The sequence below is a fragment of the Neptuniibacter sp. UBA6509 genome (assembly GCA_002435145.1).
In the GTDB taxonomy this organism is placed as follows: Bacteria; Pseudomonadota; Gammaproteobacteria; order Pseudomonadales; family Balneatricaceae; genus Neptuniibacter.
The window spans coordinates 1-17,965 of the sequence record DJLT01000003.1 but is presented as its reverse complement, the minus strand read 5'-3'; the positions used below and the strand labels follow the sequence as shown (position 1 = coordinate 17,965).

At 41.3% G+C, this 17,965-nt stretch carries 15 protein-coding genes and 4 tRNA genes; 6 read left to right on the top strand and 13 right to left on the bottom strand.

Annotated features, from left to right (window positions below; genetic code table 11):
* Positions 1-2: 2 nt before the first annotated feature.
* The 12 genes from B4K11_RS00200 to pncC all read right to left on the bottom strand — a co-directional run bounded on the left by B4K11_RS00200 (position 3) and on the right by pncC (position 8,963).
* Positions 3-236, bottom strand: coding sequence for an OadG family protein (locus tag B4K11_RS00200; RefSeq protein WP_292954620.1), 234 nt, complete (start codon positions 234-236; stop codon positions 3-5).
* A gap of 217 nt (positions 237-453) precedes the next feature.
* Positions 454-1,923, bottom strand: coding sequence for a tRNA uracil 4-sulfurtransferase ThiI (thiI, locus tag B4K11_RS00195; RefSeq protein ID WP_292954617.1), 1,470 nt, complete (start codon positions 1,921-1,923; stop codon positions 454-456).
* A 74-nt stretch (positions 1,924-1,997) separates the two neighbouring features.
* A tRNA-Arg gene (locus tag B4K11_RS00190) sits at positions 1,998-2,074 on the bottom strand.
* A 21-nt stretch (positions 2,075-2,095) separates the two neighbouring features.
* Positions 2,096-2,172: transfer RNA gene (locus B4K11_RS00185), tRNA-Arg, on the bottom strand.
* 31 nt (positions 2,173-2,203) lie between these two features.
* Positions 2,204-2,280: transfer RNA gene (locus B4K11_RS00180), tRNA-Arg, on the bottom strand.
* 10 nt (positions 2,281-2,290) lie between these two features.
* Positions 2,291-2,380: transfer RNA gene (locus B4K11_RS00175), tRNA-Ser, on the bottom strand.
* A gap of 61 nt (positions 2,381-2,441) precedes the next feature.
* Positions 2,442-2,627, bottom strand: coding sequence for a carbon storage regulator CsrA (gene csrA, locus B4K11_RS00170; RefSeq protein WP_292954614.1), 186 nt, complete (start codon positions 2,625-2,627; stop codon positions 2,442-2,444).
* A gap of 145 nt (positions 2,628-2,772) precedes the next feature.
* Complete coding sequence (locus B4K11_RS00165; protein ID WP_292954611.1) at positions 2,773-4,011, bottom strand: aspartate kinase; 1,239 nt, start codon at positions 4,009-4,011, stop codon at positions 2,773-2,775.
* A 22-nt stretch (positions 4,012-4,033) separates the two neighbouring features.
* On the bottom strand, positions 4,034-6,592 hold the full coding sequence (gene alaS, locus B4K11_RS00160) for an alanine--tRNA ligase (protein WP_292954650.1): 2,559 nt from the start codon (positions 6,590-6,592) through the stop codon (positions 4,034-4,036).
* Positions 6,593-6,790: 198 nt separating this feature from the next.
* Positions 6,791-7,258 (bottom strand): regulatory protein RecX, encoded by a 468-nt coding sequence (locus tag B4K11_RS00155; RefSeq protein WP_292954608.1) that lies wholly within the window; start codon positions 7,256-7,258, stop codon positions 6,791-6,793.
* 96 nt (positions 7,259-7,354) lie between these two features.
* Entirely contained in the window at positions 7,355-8,395 is a 1,041-nt protein-coding gene (recA, locus tag B4K11_RS00150; protein ID WP_292954605.1) for a recombinase RecA, read from the bottom strand.
* Positions 8,396-8,486: 91 nt separating this feature from the next.
* Positions 8,487-8,963 (bottom strand): nicotinamide-nucleotide amidase, encoded by a 477-nt coding sequence (gene pncC / locus B4K11_RS00145; protein ID WP_292954602.1) that lies wholly within the window; start codon positions 8,961-8,963, stop codon positions 8,487-8,489.
* Between the two features lie 1,069 nt (positions 8,964-10,032).
* Here pncC and B4K11_RS00140 point away from each other — a divergent pair.
* Positions 10,033-11,919 (top strand): P-loop NTPase fold protein, encoded by a 1,887-nt coding sequence (locus tag B4K11_RS00140; RefSeq protein ID WP_292954599.1) that lies wholly within the window; start codon positions 10,033-10,035, stop codon positions 11,917-11,919.
* Between the two features lie 44 nt (positions 11,920-11,963).
* On the opposite strand, the gene B4K11_RS00135 is transcribed toward B4K11_RS00140, so the two are convergent.
* Positions 11,964-12,437, bottom strand: a complete 474-nt coding sequence (locus B4K11_RS00135) for a lecithin retinol acyltransferase family protein (RefSeq protein ID WP_292954596.1) — start codon at positions 12,435-12,437, stop codon at positions 11,964-11,966.
* Between the two features lie 88 nt (positions 12,438-12,525).
* Between B4K11_RS00135 and B4K11_RS00130 the strand changes: the two genes are divergently transcribed.
* The 5 genes from B4K11_RS00130 to B4K11_RS00110 all read left to right on the top strand — a co-directional run bounded on the left by B4K11_RS00130 (position 12,526) and on the right by B4K11_RS00110 (position 17,734).
* Positions 12,526-12,900, top strand: coding sequence for a helix-turn-helix domain-containing protein (locus B4K11_RS00130; RefSeq protein ID WP_292954593.1), 375 nt, complete (start codon positions 12,526-12,528; stop codon positions 12,898-12,900).
* Between the two features lie 75 nt (positions 12,901-12,975).
* The gene (locus B4K11_RS00125) at positions 12,976-13,545 is read left to right on the top strand and encodes a hypothetical protein (RefSeq protein ID WP_292954590.1); all 570 of its coding nucleotides are present in this window, start codon (positions 12,976-12,978) and stop codon (positions 13,543-13,545) included.
* A gap of 26 nt (positions 13,546-13,571) precedes the next feature.
* A complete protein-coding gene (locus tag B4K11_RS00120; protein WP_292954588.1) occupies positions 13,572-14,786 on the top strand; it encodes an ABC-three component system protein in 1,215 nt (404 codons plus the stop codon).
* Positions 14,779-15,438, top strand: coding sequence for an ABC-three component system middle component 1 (locus B4K11_RS00115; RefSeq protein WP_292954586.1), 660 nt, complete (start codon positions 14,779-14,781; stop codon positions 15,436-15,438). The genes B4K11_RS00120 and B4K11_RS00115 overlap by 8 nt, the downstream gene beginning before the upstream one ends.
* A complete protein-coding gene (locus B4K11_RS00110; protein ID WP_292954583.1) occupies positions 15,413-17,734 on the top strand; it encodes an AAA family ATPase in 2,322 nt (773 codons plus the stop codon). The genes B4K11_RS00115 and B4K11_RS00110 overlap by 26 nt, the downstream gene beginning before the upstream one ends.
* Positions 17,735-17,965 lie beyond the last annotated feature (231 nt).

The window sequence follows — 17,965 nt, the reverse complement described above, 5'->3', positions numbered from 1 at the left end:
GTTTATGAACGGTATTTATGAACAGCAGCTGTCATCACAGCAACAAGTTCATCGTCGTTATCCGCTGCAGGTGCAGCTTTTTTCTTTGCTTTTGGCTGAGCAGGTTCTTCTGGGAAATACTTTCCAACAACAGCCGACATTCCTGTAGTAGCAAATACCAACACTGTCAGAAATACAGCTACGAAGCCCATACCAAAGACCATTAATTCAAGGCCGTCTGATAGCAAATTATCCATCTAATGGATGCTCCTGTACTTATCGAAACCCATACGCTAAAAAATGGCTTTTGGCCCATTTACCCTAGAGCAAATATTTTTTAGCGAATGTACTGGTTGCAAATGGACCACAATTAAACCCGAAAAGTCCATTTCAGGCAATAATATGTACGTTTTTTTCGATCAAAGAAGGGTATGAATCAAAAAAATTACAACCTTTGATCCATACTCTACGAAATTATTTCTTTTCAGCGCCTTCAGGACGATAAACTTTTACATTACTAAAGCCTCTCTCCTGCATTTGGTGGGCGTGCATTTGACTCATCACGCCTTTCTCACAATACAAGAGATATTCCTTCTCTTCAGAAAACTCATCCGCTGCGGCCCCCAGCGTAAAAAATGGGACCAGCTGTATCTCACAACCAGGTAGATTGAGCGGTTTTTTCTCTTGCTCATGCGGAGCTCGAATATCAACTACCACTTGGTTAGCACCAACCTTGGTCAACGCCTCTACTTCTGCATGCACATTAACGTCTTCAATAATCTCATCGATGCTAATAACTTGACGACGCTCAAGGGCTCTTTCAAGCACTTCATAATCAAAATCAAGCTCTTCTTTCTCAACCCGATCTCTCTTCGCGCAAGTCGTTGGCCGATCAGAAATCACGCCGCAATACTCTGGCATATTTTTAGCAAAATCGTAGGCGCCAATTTCACGTGTAATATCAATAATGTCTTGCTTATCCATAGTCACAAGAGGCCTAATAACCAACTTCTCTGTGACCGAATCAATAATGGCAAGGTTAGGCAGTGTCTGACTCGATACTTGGGCGATACTTTCACCTGTAACCAACGCATCAATACCCATACGATCTGACACTTTCTCGCCAGCACGCATCATCATACGCTTAAGCACAACACCCATATGAGAGTGATGCACAGATTGCAGTATCTCACCTACCACTTCATCAAAAGGGATCGAAATAAACTTAACTCGCGCAGATGAGCCATAACGCTGCCACAAATATAGCGCTACCTGCTTCACACCAATTTCATGCGCATGACCGCCGAGATTGAAGAACAAGAAATGAGTTTTACATCCTCGCCTCATCGACATATAACTCGCTACGATAGAATCAAAACCACCAGATATCAGCGAAAGCGTTGCCTCCTGAGTACCTAATGGGAATCCTCCCAAGCCTTTATAAATATTGGTAACCACATGCAACTTGTCGTTGCGAATCTCTAGATCCACGTAAATATCAGGATTATGAACATCTACGCCTGCAGCTTCCGAATGCTGATTTAAACCGCCACCGACATAACGTTCGACATCAATAGAACGAAACTCATGCTTACCTGAACGCTTTACACGGACTTTAAAGGTCTTCCCTTTAATCTCATCCGCATAGATCGCATGCGCCTTCTCATACACATCGTGAAAGTCACCTAGAGGGTATTCAGTTACTTCAACAAAACTATGAATACCCGGTGTACGTGAAAGAATATCGACAACTTGAGCAGTCACTGCTGTATCAGCCCCGACGTACTCGACCTCTAGCTTATCCCAATGCCCTCGCACTTTTATTTGCTCATCGATGCGTCGAGTCATGTTTTGCAAGTTACTTTGCAAACGCTGAATTAAACGTTTACGTACAGGACGACTTTTAATGGTAATTTCAGGAAATAAGCGAATCGAGAACTTCATAGTAGGGAGCTCAACAGTATGACAAAAGAATGTGGGTAATTATAAAACGAAGGGAGTTTGATATACAGCTTAGATGGCGCGCCCGAGAGGATTCGAACCTCTGACCGCCTGGTTCGTAGCCAGGTACTCTATCCAGCTGAGCTACGGGCGCATATCTAAGATTGTTCTGGAGTGGCGCGCCCGAGAGGATTCGAACCTCTGACCGCCTGGTTCGTAGCCAGGTACTCTATCCAGCTGAGCTACGGGCGCATTCCAGAAACATAAGACCGTTGTACTTGATTGGCGCGCCCGAGAGGATTCGAACCTCTGACCGCCTGGTTCGTAGCCAGGTACTCTATCCAGCTGAGCTACGGGCGCAATAATCAAGTGGCGGTGAGCGAGGGATTCGAACCCTCGATAAGATTTCTCCTATACGCCCTTAGCAGGGGCGCGCCTTCAGCCACTCGGCCAGCTCACCAACAACGGCGCGTAATATACCTAACTGATTTTAAAAAGGAAAGGAAAAGATAGAAAAAAAGTTATTGATTCCCTTCTTCAGCCTTTTCACGCTGAATGCGCTGGTAAATTTCTTCACGGTGAACCGACACATCTTTAGGCGCATTAACACCAATGCGCACCTGATTGCCTTTGACACCTAGAACTGTAACAGTGACGTCGTCACCAACCATTAGAGTTTCGCCAACTCGACGAGTAAGAATTAACATGATGTAGGATCTCCTTTGTACATCCAAGGCTAACTTGCACCAAAGCAAGCCACACACACTGGCATTCATCCAAATCCCTGCCAGAACGTTGCCCATGCAATAACAGCTAATCTAACTATAGACCAGCTTTTTACCATAAGTTCAATTATTCACTTACAGAATGATTCGCATCAAGATCAAACGCTGAGTGCAACGCACGCACCGCCAATTCAAGATACTTCTCAGCAATAACAACAGAAACTTTAATTTCAGATGTAGATATCATCTGAATATTAATACTCTCATCTGCCAAAGCATCAAACATTTTACTTGCCACGCCTGCGTGAGAGCGCATACCGACCCCCACAATCGAAACCTTGGCAATTTTATTATCGCCAACGACTTCACGCGCACCAAGCTCTACAGCCACCTGATTAAGCACTACCTCAGCAGCCTCATAATCATTACGATGAACAGTAAAGGTAAAATCAGTTGTATTATCAGCTGCAACATTTTGCACGATAACATCTACTTCAATATTTGCTCGACTAACAGGGCCTAATATTTTTGATGCAACACCTGGCACATCAGGCACACCCATCACTGTTAGCTTTGCTTCATCGCGATTAAACGCGATACCTGAAATAATAGGCTTTTCCACAGTTGAATCATCCTCTACGGTAATCAACGTACCCGGACCATCTTGAAAGCTATGCAACACCCTCAATGGCACCTTATATTTTCCGGCAAACTCAACCGCTCGAATCTGTAAAACTTTAGATCCCAAGCTTGCCATTTCTAGCATCTCTTCAAACGTAATCTGACTTAAACGCTGCGCCCCCTCAACCACACGAGGGTCCGTGGTATAAACGCCATCAACATCCGTATAAATCTGACACTCATCAGCTTTTAGCGCTGCGGCCAATGCAACACCTGTTGTATCTGAACCGCCACGCCCTAGGGTGGTAATATTCCCTTGAGCATCAACACCTTGAAAACCGGCAACCACAATCACCCGACCTTCACTTAGGTCCGATTGCATAGAGGCTACCTCAATATCCTGAATGCGAGCTTTACTATGCGATGAATCCGTCAGAATTTTAACTTGCGCTCCGGTATAAGAGCGAGCCGCAACTCCACGCTTTTCTAAGGCCATACACAGCAAAGCGATAGTAACCTGCTCACCCGTAGAGACAAGTACATCCATCTCGCGAGCATTCGGCGTAGAGGGCTGAATCTCTTTCGCCAACCCGATAAGCCGATTTGTCTCACCACTCATGGCAGAGACAACAACGACAATATCATGCCCCTGCTTTTTAAAGCCTTCTACCTTTTCAGCGACAGCTTCAATGCGTTCGACACTACCAACAGAGGTGCCACCATATTTTTGTACATAAAGCGCCATAATTACACCTTATAACACTGCGTTATGCTGTAGCGACTTCTACAAGAGCAACAACAGACTCCAATGCGGAAGGCAAGGCATCAACATCTACACCACCACCTTGTGCAAAATCAGGCCTACCACCACCTTTACCACCAACCTTAGCAGTCAAATCTTTAATTATATCCCCAGCTTTGATCTGAGATGTGACATCCTTAGTTACACCTGCCGCCAATGCGATCTTGCCATCAGCAACTGTCGCCAACACAACAACACCACTGCCTAACTTATTCTTTAGCTGGTCAATAGTGTCACGCAACGCTTTAGGCTCAACACCTTCCAGCTTAGCAGCTAAGACTTTGACACCGTTGATATCAACTGCATTACCTACAAGGTCTGAACCTTTAGCCGCTGCAAGCTTGGCTTTCATCTGCTCTAGAGACTTTTCAAGCTGACGTGACTTAGCCTGCTGCTCTTGCAGTTTCTGTTCTAGCTGAGATTGCTGCTCAGCAAAATAACTCATCGCACCAGCAGCCGTTACCGCTTCAATACGGCGTACACCTGAAGCAACACCGCCTTCAGACGTAATTTTAAGCAAACCTATATCACCTGTACGCTTAGCATGAGTACCACCACAGAGCTCAACAGAGAAATCACCGCCCATTGATAGTACACGCACTTCATCATCGTACTTTTCACCGAATAGCGCCGCAGCCCCTTTTTCTTTGGCCGCGTCGATTTGCATAATTTCCGTTACTACTGCTGTATTACCACGTATCTGCTCATTAACCATCTGCTCAACTTGAGCCAATTGCTCTGATGTCACTGCCTCAAAATGAGAGAAATCAAAACGCAATCTTTGCTCATCATTCAAAGAACCTTTCTGCTGCACATGCGTTCCCAAAACTACACGTAAAGCTTCATGTAGTAGATGTGTAGCAGAGTGATTTAATGCAATAGCCTGACGACGCGTTTCATCAACCTGGGCGGCTACTTTATCTCCAACTTTAAGCTGACCTGTAGTCAAACTACCATGGTGAAGGTTGTTTTTGCCTTCCTTCGTGCAATTTGTGACAGTAAAAGCGACATCATCTAACTTAAGCTGACCGGTATCGCCCACCTGACCACCTGACTCTGCATAGAAAGGAGTCTTATCCAAAACAACAAGTCCTTCATCACCTGCATTCAGCGCATCAACTGCCTCTCCATTTTTAAACAGAGCAACAACAGCAGAACCCGAATCAGCAAGCAGCTCATAACCAGTAAAAGCTGTTTCACCCTCTAGACGAATCGTATCGTTGTAATCTACAGCAAACTTACCTGCAGCCCTTGCTCTATCACGCTGAGCCTCCATAGCCTGCTGAAAGCCCTCTTCATCAACACTCAGTTCAAGCTCGCGCGCAACATCAGCAGTTAAATCGAATGGAAAACCGTAGGTGTCATAAAGCTTAAATACTGTCTCACCAGGTATAACCGTTCCCTGCAGAGCATCAATCGCTTCTTGCAGCAAGCGCATGCCATGATCAAGCGTTTTAGCAAACTGCTCTTCCTCTTTGAGGAGAACTCGCTCAACCTGCGCTTGCTTCTCAGCTAGCTCAGGATACGCTTCACCCATCTCTTTAACCAAAGCAGCAACCAGCTGATTAAAGAATGCCCCTGTTGCACCTAATTTATTGCCATGGCGTACAGCTCGACGAATAATACGACGCAGCACATAGCCAGCACCTTCATTAGATGGCAAGACACCATCAACAATTAAGAAAGAACATGAACGGATATGGTCCGCAATTACGCGTAAGGACTTATTGTCCAAGTCGTTACTACCTACAGCAGCGGCAGTCGCTTTTAGCAGGTTTTGAAAAATATCAATTTCATAGTTTGAATGAACATTTTGCATTATTGCCGCAATACGCTCCAAACCCATCCCCGTATCCACGGAAGGTTTTGGTAACGGTGTCATTTCACCATCAGCACTACGGTTGTATTGCATGAATACAACATTCCAAATTTCGATATAACGATCGCCATCTTCTTCAGGGCTGCCTGGAGGCCCACCCCAAACATCTGCACCATGATCAAAAAAGATCTCAGTACAAGGACCACAAGGACCTGTATCACCCATGGACCAAAAATTATCTTCGTCTAACTTTGAAAAACGCTCAGGATCAACACCAATCTCTTCTTTCCAAATACGTTCAGCTTCATCATCAGAGTGATGTACCGTTACCCATAGGCGCTCTTTAGGTAAACCCATCACCTCTGTCAAAAAGACCCAAGCAAAACGAATAGCTTCAGGTTTAAAGTAGTCACCAAAACTAAAATTACCTAACATCTCGAAAAACGTATGGTGACGCGCGGTATAACCAACATTTTCCAAATCGTTATGCTTACCACCCGCACGAACACAACGCTGGGAACTTGTAGCACGCGAGTAATTGCGCTTATCGCTACCTAAGAATACGTCTTTAAATTGAACCATGCCCGCATTGGTAAACATCAATGTAGGATCATTAGCAGGAATTAGAGAGCTGCTTGCTACAACTTCGTGGCCTTGCTTATTAAAATAATCTAAAAAAGCTTGGCGAATCTCAGCGCTTGTCATGTATTTCATAAATGAACCGTATACGTGTCCGTTTTGGTAAACCTGCCAATAACCTTAATGTAAGGATTCAACAGAAAAAGTAACCGCAAATATGGGCGCAATAGTATATCTCTTGTATAGGGATTGATCGAATATTTTTGAACTTTCACCCAGTAAAAGGAGACTTTACGATCAAATAAGCTTATAAAATATAAGCATTCATCTTATCTCTGGCTCAAACTCACCCTCGGCATACCTAATTTCATCAAACGTAAAGCCTCGCTGACTCATAAATCGCACACGCTTAGCTCGCTCTTTGTAATCCAGGTTTTGTTTAGAAAAAGCATATTTACGTTGGTATAGCTCAGCTGCAAGTACAAACCAATCCAGCTCATTTTGCTCTAAGATAGCCTCCAGCATGTCTGACTTAATTCCTTTAGCCTTCAGATCAAACCGAATTCGATTAAGGCCATGACCCTGCCCTACCCTCATTCGAACAAAGCTATCCGTAAAGCGCTCATCAGATTGATACCCTGATTCAGATAAACGCTCCAGAACCTGTTCAGCATCTACCCCCTCTCCTAACGGCTTTAATTTATTTCGCAGCTCCAAACGGGAATACTCTCTTCTAGCGAGTAAGCCGATTGCTTTATTCCATACATCTTTTTCACTTTCTAATAATTTCATTAGTCTTTGACCACCCAGCATTTGGACGATTCGATTAAAACAAAAAAACCTCCATTGCCATAAGCAAGGGAGGTTTAATAATACATTCAAAAGCGATTAGATCAGATCAAGATTCTCTGACGCGTCCTCTTCCTTTTCTGCATCAGGAGCCGCAGCAAGTAAGCGCTTGCGAATCTCTGTTTCTATTTCGACTGCTATCGCTGAATTCTCTTCCAAATACTTAGAAGCATTCGCCTTGCCTTGACCAATTTTATCACCATTATAGGCATACCAAGCTCCGGACTTATCCACCAGCCCCTCTTTAACGCCTAAATCGATAACTTCGCCCATATGGTAAATACCTTTACCATACATAATCTGGAATTCTGCCTGCCTAAATGGCGGAGAAACCTTGTTTTTTACAACCTTAACACGTGTTTCATTACCAACAATTTCATCACCCTGCTTAACAGCACCCGTACGACGGATATCAAGACGTACAGAAGAGTAAAACTTAAGCGCATTACCGCCTGTTGTTGTTTCCGGGGAACCAAACATCACACCAATTTTCATACGAATTTGGTTGATAAAGACAAGTAAGCAGTTGGACGTTTTAACGTTACCCGTTAACTTACGCAGCGCCTGCGACATCAAACGAGCCTGCAAACCAACATGAGTATCACCCATATCACCTTCAATCTCCGCTTTTGGCGTCAATGCAGCAACCGAATCGACAATAATTACATCAACTGCATTAGAGCGAACCAGCATGTCGGTAATCTCTAATGCTTGCTCACCTGTATCAGGCTGAGAGACAAGCAGATCGTCAACATTCACACCTAGCTTCTCAGCATAAAGCGGATCCAACGCATGCTCCGCATCAACGAAAGCACAAGTTTTACCTTCTTTCTGAGCTTCTGCGACAACTTGCAGAGTCAACGTCGTTTTACCTGAAGATTCAGGCCCATAAATTTCGACGATTCGACCGTAAGGCAAGCCACCTATACCTAATGCAATGTCCAAACCTAAAGAACCTGTAGAAACAGCAGGAATCGCCTCACGCGGCTGATCACCCATACGCATAACCGCGCCTTTACCAAACTGCCTTTCGATCTGGCCTAATGCTGCATCAAGTGCTTTTTTACGATTCGCGTCCATCTTTAAATCCCGTGTAAGTCATTTCGTGTTGCGTTGAAATATACTGTATGTATGGACAGTATTATTTCACAAGTTTTCGGGATTGCAACCCTCAAGCAAAAAAGTTCTGTAAAATTCCTTCTAACGCAAAACTAACCGCTTGTTTTCTAACGGATTCCCGGTCTCCATCAAAACAACACATTTGCGTTTTAGTTTCACCACCGTCGCAACCCCAAGCAAACCATACAGTACCTACAGGCTTTTCTGCACTGCCGCCTCCTGGTCCAGCTATACCGCTAGTGACAACTGAAAACTGTGCACAACTATGCAAAAGAGCACCTTCCGCCATCTCTTTAACTACTTGCTCAGAGACCGCCCCATACTTTTGCAGAGTCGCCTCAGACACACCTAACATCTCTTGTTTCGACTGGTTACTGTATGTCACAAACCCCCGATCAAACCAAGCAGAACTACCCGCGATAGAAGTCAGTTCTTGAGCAATCCAACCACCTGTACACGATTCCGCCGTAACAATGATTTGCTGGTTCTTCATAAGGCGATCAGCAAGATCTTGCACGATTTTTTCCATAATAAAGCTCCGAACAACACAACTTATTGTAAACTTTTTAAAAGCGTCAATTGTCAGAACAACTAAGCTCTGCTCGCTTCCATTAAAAAACGCTTAAGATATAGAATCCTCAAACATTTCATATTCTACCAACTTAATCATTCAGAAAATCAGTTTGAAATAATCTCTACTGCAGACATTTCAACACCTTATTACAGCACTTTAATGCGCCGTCGCGATACTGATACTGTGTTGATGACAATTATTCACGTACAATACTGCAGCCAAAAAATTCATCTTTCAGCCGGTATTATCTTGTTATGAGTTCTAAAGCATCCGCAACACATACACCTATGATGCAGGAGCGTGTTAAATCTGATTTATAAGCATTTTTTTATAAATAAAAGAAAAAGCCACACCAAAAGCTACACTTTGATATTAACTCTTATTAGACTGTATTGGACTACATAGAACACGGCCCGAGCCTGGCTTTATGCATTTCATAGGTACCGATTATGATAAATACAGCTTTTGAGGGATCTTCCCGCACTCCAACCCAGCGGATGAACTTTCAGAAGAACAAATACCAAAACATACTTAAAGCATCTTATTCAAGCGACTTTAACGCAGCTGTTACCTGACCTCACCGGAAGCCACAATACGCTTGTGACCACCCACTTTACGGACAAAACCCATGAAGTATTTTCACTTATTGTCATGGACAGCCAGAATGGCTGTACTAGGTATTGACGATCCGTTTACGGGAGCAATCGACTAATAATAACTGGGCCCAAGGTCTCCATATGATAAAGTTGATTCATGAGGGCCTTTAGCTCAGCTGGTTAGAGCAAACGACTCATAATCGATCGGTCGCAGGCTCGAGTCCTGCTAGACCCACCACTTTCTCTTTAAATACAGCAAGTTATTCTCGAAATCGTCTTTCTATCTTTTTTAATAGGGTTCATCATATGTAACCCTGCATTAAATCCCGTATCACTACCGCAACCCTGAACCATTTGCCTTTTTTCGGGGTTACCTCTGGGTTACATTCCTAGTAAATTCATTAATCTCACTCAATAGGTGCAATTTAATGGAAGATATGAATAAACACGTCAAGGAATATATTGAGTACTATTGCAGATTAAATACTTCTCCAGAGTATGCATTACTACTTAAAGGCTCCTGGGGATGCGGTAAAACCTATTTAGTAGAAGAAACAATAGAAAAGCTCGAAAGAGAAGATTATAAGTTCTTGCTTGTCAGCCTTTATGGCATATCGAGCATCGATGACATTGAGACAAAATTCTTTCAAATATTGAATCCAGTACTATCAAGCAAGCCAATCGTACTCGCAGGAAAGTTAGCTAAAGGCTTACTAAAAGGCACATTGCGCGTAGATATAGATGGAGACGATAAGACTGATGGCAATTTAAAAGCCGGCATCCCAGACATCAACTTAAATGATTATCTAACAGATACATCAAACTGCATATTGGTCTTTGATGATATTGAGAGATGCCATATAGAACTGAAACAACTGCTCGGATATATCAACTATTTTGTTGAAAAAAGTGGCTACAAAGCAATCCTGATAGCTGACGAGACTAAACTAGTATCGAAAGAGACAGAACAAGACGAAAAGCCAAACCAGTACTTTCAGGCCAAAGAAAAACTAATAGGCAAGACATTAGAAGTTAAATCTGATGCAAAAGTAGTTTATGAGCACATCGTCACGGATGTTATTGAAGATCCAGAACTTGTTGAGCATTTTAAATCTCACCAAAACCACTTCATTAAAATTTACAACGAATCCGGCTATGACAACCTTCGATCACTTAGAAAAGCACTTATCGAATCCGGAAGGATTTGGTCTTTACTCGATCCTGAGATAAAGAAAAAAGATGAACTTCTTCTTCACCTATTTACGCTGCTAATCGTACTGTCAATGGAGATATTCTCTGGTTTCATTAAGCCTGAAGAATTCAATAAATTGATAGGCCGCGCCATCGTTTCGAGAGGATTAACGCCGAATGCTGACAAAAGAGCCCCTAACAACTCTCGATATAGCAACATAGAAAAAAAGTACTCAATAAGCCTACTTAGTACAGTACTGGACATCCCCACTTGGACAAAACTTTTTGAAACCGGTCATATTTCCAAAGAAAGTCTGAATTCTAAGCTAAGAACCACAAGCTATTTTCTACAGGAAAACACCCCAAACTGGATGAAACTATGGCGGTATTGGGAATTAGAAGATGCCGACTTTAAAAAAGCTTTAGAGGACTTTAAGAACGAGTACGACAGCCACAGCTTTATAATACCTGGAGAAATCAATCATGCTGCTGGAATAATGCTTAAACTTTCTAAGCTAGATCTTATTTCGGTTCCTGTATCTGATGTTGTTATAAATCATAAAAAGTATATCGGTGATATTGCAGCAAGAGGAAACATCAAGGTAGAACTTCGCAACAAATTTGATCAGCTTGAGACAGATAGCCATAGAAGTTTACAATTTCATTGTTATGACACTGACGAGTTCAAAGAGCTAAAACAATACTTAGATGATAAATTCGATCAAGCAACAGACAAGCTCCTGAAAACCGAAGCGAAAAGAATTTTAACTACACTCAAGACGTCTACCCTGCAAGCAGCAGAAGATCTAAATCATTCAAATGACAAATACACTCCATTTGCTCGCCTGCCTGTACTCAAGCATTTGCAAAGCAAAGAACTAACCCGCTGTTATTTAGATCTTTCTAATGCAGATAAGAGGAACTTCATCTCCACCCTTGTAAGACGCTACGAACTTTTAACTTCTACACCTAAGCTATTAGAAGAAAAGACTGTAATCAAAATTTTTAGAAAGCGACTTACCACGATTTATCCAGACCTCGAAAATGCTCCAAGCAAACTTCAAGTAGAACAAGCTATAACCCAGCTTGAAGAAGTCCTAGATAATTTCGAAAGGCTAAAATAGAGATTAAAAGGGGGATGCACAGCACCTCCCCCTTCTCTGCTCTATTAATCAGCAACCGCCTGAGTTGTCGCCGCCAACGCTATTAAACCTGCAGCACCGGTCAGCCACTTATTCCCACCACTAGCCTTGTAGGCTGCATACATTGCAGTTGGTACTATCACACACGAAGTTACTACTTGCTTACTTGTTGGCTTTAAACCCAGAACCTTACGCACAAAGCTTTCACAGTTAAATGTGATGAGTGAATACTTCACCTCGCCGATAAAACTTCTTGCGCATGCAATTACCTCGAGCTTGGTAAAGTTTGAGACCATAGATGAAAGGGAAACAGATTTTCCAGCTACAGCTTCTGTCCAGGTACGCTCGGTCACACTCCCCCTTGCTGCAGAGTTATCTATAACCATCGGAAAACCATCATCACCAATGCAGTCTGAAACAACAGCATAGTGAGTAAAAGTTTGATACCTGATCTTGATAATATCGCCTGGTTGATACAGGAATTTTCTTAGTGAAGTCATTGTCGCTCCATGATATAAATTGACATTATTAATAGACTAAAGGACTTATGCCTAGCAGGCATAAATAACTTATACGCGAGTTAATGTCATGTTACAACCCGGTTCAACTTATTCTGCCGTTGTAGGCGCTGTAATCGCTAACCAAAGAGAAATTTTAGATGTTTCGCAGGCTCAATTAGCCGAAGCTGTAGGTATTGGCCAGCCAGCTTGGTCTAGGATAGAGAAAGGTGAAAGCGCTCTTACAATTGACCAGCTTGCGAGAGCTGCTAGTAGGCTTAATAGCTCCCCTTCTGCACTCTTACATATGGCAGATCGCACTGTCACGGAAATGAGAGAGCAAGAGCTAAAAATTTCATATGAAAAGCCTCAGCGAAAAAGCAATGCTGCAAAGAACACTGGCTTGCTACTTTTGGGAGGTGCAGCCTTAGCAACGTTGATCTATGCTGCTAATAAATCTAAGTAGGGTTGTAGTGGTTCAACGAATCCCGGTCTTCGACAAACAAGGGCTACCGCCTTTTGACTAGCTAATGAGGTTCAAATGGAATTTGATACCGCTACAAAGTTTATTTTTGGAATAGTTTCAGCCCTTGGCACATTTGCTGTGATCTTTCTCAATTCTAGACAGGCAGCTCAAGTAAAGTCAGAACTGCTTATAAAATTTGAAAATGCGCTTGAGAAAAAACAGAAGCACTCAGTGACTGAGTTATTCCGACTTATTCATGGCGTAAGGATGAGTTATTCAGATATTGTTGAGCTGGTTAAGCATGATGAATGTATAAAGATTATCTATGCCATTAGAAAGACACCTGGTTTAGTTCGTTATGAGGATGGTAAATTCACATACACTAAAATAGCGAAAAATCCGTTTTTTAAGTTTATAGATAGATGGATTTACCTTACTAGCGTTGTCGTTTTCAGCTCACTTACCCTAGTAGCGCTCTCAATGCTTGGCTTTGGTGATGGTGCCACTGCTGTAGCAGGATTTATCTTATCTTTGTTCGGAGCTTCGATGCTTGCAATGCAGCTGAGACAGCGACGCTATGATCTCATGGTTTCAAGCTTGATAAATCCGGCAACACGGAAAGAATCAGAGATAGCAGAACTATAACCATAGTTATACAAAAGGAATTAATTTTGGCCGAGGAAGAAAAATACCCAGCAAGTGCCATCTCATCATGGAGTGGTTTTGTATATCAGGGAAAGGTAGCTTTATATCACTGTTTAAAGCTGATTCAAGGAGGCGACTTAGATTTTGAGCTGCAACTGGATAGCACTGAAGACTTTGCTATTTATAAAAATAAATCTCTTATAAGCGCTCACCAAGTAAAAGCAAAAGTTGGTGTATATCGCTCTACTTACACAGACGCTCTTAACAAATGCGGCGCAATTTCAGGTGATAGAACCAAAGGAACGGATCGTTATTTTCATATATCAGTCAAAATTAACGACTTGTCAGACTATCATCATACCAACAATGAAGTAGTAAAATTTTATGATTATGGAAATAAGAAGCATTGTGGTCTCGATGAAATAGAACCACTCACTAAACCATTAATTAAAAGCATCTACAAAGAGCATCACAATAAAGATTGTAGTGAGAACAACTTACAGCTCAATTATTACTATTTATCAGAAAAAATAAGCTCAAAGGCAATAGAAATTCATCATCTTATTCAAAATGGAGAATTCTCCGAAGCTGAAGCAGCTTACAGCAATACAATTAGTGCTCAAGAAATATTTAAAGACATAACTGAACATGACCCGTATTCGGATGTTGAGCATTTCGCTATTGAATTAAGATCTAATCTAAATGCTTATCTGGAATACTTTCTAGAACAAGCTCTCCCTGGGATGACAGAAATACAATACGAAAGGGCTCAAAACCTCTTTGCACACGTTCAAAGCCTGAATCCTAGTGAGTTAGATATCTTGTGCCAGATGATTAAACCATCAGAAAACTTTTCAAAGGTTCAGCAAATAGATATTGAACGCTACTCAGATCTAGTAAGTGATTTACATGCCAATCCAATCCTTGAAGGACTACCTCATTACATCGATAAGGATGTTAAGTTCTATCTACCTACAGCAATTACCTTACTGAACCAGCGAGAACAAGACAGGTGTCCTGATCACTTAAGAAAACAACTAACCGAGAACGAATCTCTTTTAAGAGTTCTTTACGAATACAATAACTTAATTGCTAGAAATGCGATCTCGTCGTTCAATGTGGATACTAAGATTACAGAAAGTGATGAAGAGCCTTCTGACCGCCGGGATGACAGAATAACCAAAGGATTTGAGGTAAGTGTACTTACAATGAAAGATGCGGAGAATAAACTGAATGCTTAGCCAAATTATCAATGAAGCTTTATCAGCTAACGGCTTCAATTTAGTGAGTGACTCTGAACCAACAAGCTATTATATCCATGAAGACGGTGAGTCTATACGATTCGCTATCCTTCATCACATGGATGATCTACCTACCCCAGAAGAATTAAATTCCATAGCTACAGAGAATGCTCCTTCATTATTTATTGAACATCCCGCTTTTAAGAAAAACTCTGACTTAATTTGTATTCTTAAGTTTGAGACACTATCTGGTTTTAAAGGACTTGAAGATCAAATATTCTCAATTGAGGAGAATCCCTATCACTATAAAAAACATGTTTTGTATTATAGTGAATCAGAAGAAGAGGTTATAAAAAATTCTTGTTATACAGACATAATACAAGCAGTCCAGAACAAACAGCTCTTCGATGAATACAAGGATGACCCTCTAGCTCCTTCAATTTATAGCATTGCAGCAAAAATATTTATAAAACTTCCATTCATAAAACTACCATTCAATAGACAGGACTTGGTTCCTTTAAGCAATAGGATTCAAGAAGCTATTAGTGAGCATGAATTGAATTATGAATACACTGAAATTCAAGAAAATAGCGACACAGACAAATTAATCACGGACTTGATTGCACATGAACTGGAAAATATCCCGAATTGAGATTGCAAGCTTCAAAGCATTTAGAAAATTAACACTAAACGTTTCAGAATCATCTCTATTAACGCTAGATGGCCCAAACGGGTTCGGAAAAACTAGTATTTTTGATGCCCTTGAACTGCTTTTCACAGGAAAAATTTCAAGGATTAAGCGCCTGTTTTCAAATGTAATGACTGGTGGGAAGTCGAATTACGAAGACAATTTGTACTGGAACATCCGATCGACCGCTTCCGATCTATATATAAAAGTAGAGCTCTCTGATGGTCCCAATGACCTTATCCTAGCTCGGCATGCACGAGCTACTAGCCGTCAACCTGCTACAAATAGGGCAGATAAATTCGAGCCTTTCCTTCTTTATCAGCTCGAAAGCTTCGATTCTGATGACTTTTCAAAAGATAACCTTAGAGATGAAAGTTTCATTGCCGAAATTTTTGGAGATAACTTTCGAGGTAATTACTCTCTTCTCAATTATTTAGAACAGGGACAAAACGAATATTTATTTTCTACCCGACTAGATCGTCGAAAAGATGCCCTTGAAGAATTAACTAACACGACACAGATCAATAAAGAAATTAGTAAATGCAAAGATGCTGAGCGAAAACTAAATCAAAAACTAAAAGAAAATGAAAAAGCATCACTAGAGCTAGTAGAAGAAAGGAAGTCTCTCAACGCCTTATTAGTAGAAGATCTAGAGGAGGTAGAATATGCACAAATTTGTACTAGTGAAATTCAACCTGAATGGGATAAAGAACAACTATTTGTAAACTATTCCAAGGAAGCACATGATAAGTATCTAGAGTGCGTGTATAAGATATCAGAACTCATAGGCCTTAAGCATGTAATAAAAGTTCGTATAGATAATGATAAAATTGAGTCCTATATTTCTCGTAACAATGAAATAATAAAACTACTCGCTCAACTTGGAAAAACCACTACAAGATTGAACGATCTAGATGCTTCTAAGAAAGTAATTGATTCATTAACCTCTGCATACACAACTCTCCAGAAAGGCCCCAATTTAATAAGCTTTGAAGAAATAGAAAAACTTATTGTCTGGGTTCCCGAAGAGTTTAAGAAACTAAAATCTCAAATTGCGCAACGCGATAATCTTATAAAAGCGACTACTGCAAGCACTACTATCTCCACCGAAATAGCAAGACTCAAAGATGAACTGGTAAATAATCATTTTAAATTAGTTGCTGATGATAAAGATTGTCCACTTTGCGGTGCAGACTGGGAGTCCCACAGCTCCTTACTAACCGCAATAGCGGAAAGAGCAAAAGCTATTGAGTCTACGCTAAGTATTGATGGTCAAAAGCTCATAGAGGTTGTTAAGCTTATTTCTGGAGCATTGGATGTCCTTTCAGCTAAAGTGACTACCCGCCTAACCACGATCAATACAACATATGATGAAAATTTACACCAACTGCTATTGACTCATAAAGAGAAGATTAGTTTGGTTCAAAACCTAATTAAGCGTCTAGAAACTGGCTCCTATACCTGCCCTGACACTTATACCCTTGACTCTGGAGAGGTAGCTAATCGCTTTTCGGATTTAGTAAAAGTAATCCGTACTAGAAAAAAAGAAGAAGTTGCCGCACTGCCAGAGCACTGGCGAAGCACTCTCTATGGCGCATTCAAGAGTGAAGATGATTTCTATCTTCTAGACAGTAGCGTCTTAGATAAAAAAATAAAATATATATCCATGTGCGCAAATAAATCACAGAACACTGAGATTCATAAAATATCTTTAAAGCTTGCACAGATTATTAGGGAAGGAAAAGCTGTAGTTTCTGCTCGTGATAAGATGAAACAGTTGAAAGAGCTACTAATCAAAGTTGAAAAAACTTATTCAGACCAAACCATTTCTGAGATAGAGCTTATATTTCATATCTATAGCGGCCGACTAATACAAAACTATCAAAGAGGACTAGGATTATTCATCGAAAGCAGGGACGGGAAGCACCTTAGATTCTCCACTGCTGAGAGATCAGAGCACGACGCTATTCTAGCTATGAGTTCAGGTCAAATTTCAGCTCTAAGCCTAGCATTCTTCTTTTCATTAAATAGAGTGTATTCTCGAGTACCAATAGTACTAATTGATGATCCTTCGCAATCATTAGATGAAGTCAATATTGCTTCTCTTACTGACCTACTTCGCTGTGAGCTTAATGACCGGCAGCTTATAGTCTCTTCACACGAAGAGGATATTTCATCTTATATGAGATATCGATTTTCTAGGGCGGGTTTGAAAAATTTGACGCTGAACATGCAATCACTAGCAAAAGATGCCAGCTAATAAATAGGGGCAACTAAAGCTACCAGGATCCTTCTGGTAGCTCTTCCCTTATACTCTTAGCACTACCATCCTAAAGCTTAAAAGTTGCACTTCGGCTATTTCAAATATCTAAACAATTTCGACCTTAAATAGTCAGGATTAATGGTAATCCTCCCATTTTTAACTGACGCCAAACGTAGAAGTTAAGCGACCATCAATGGTGGTTTGCCGCCATTGGCTTTGTGTGGCCGT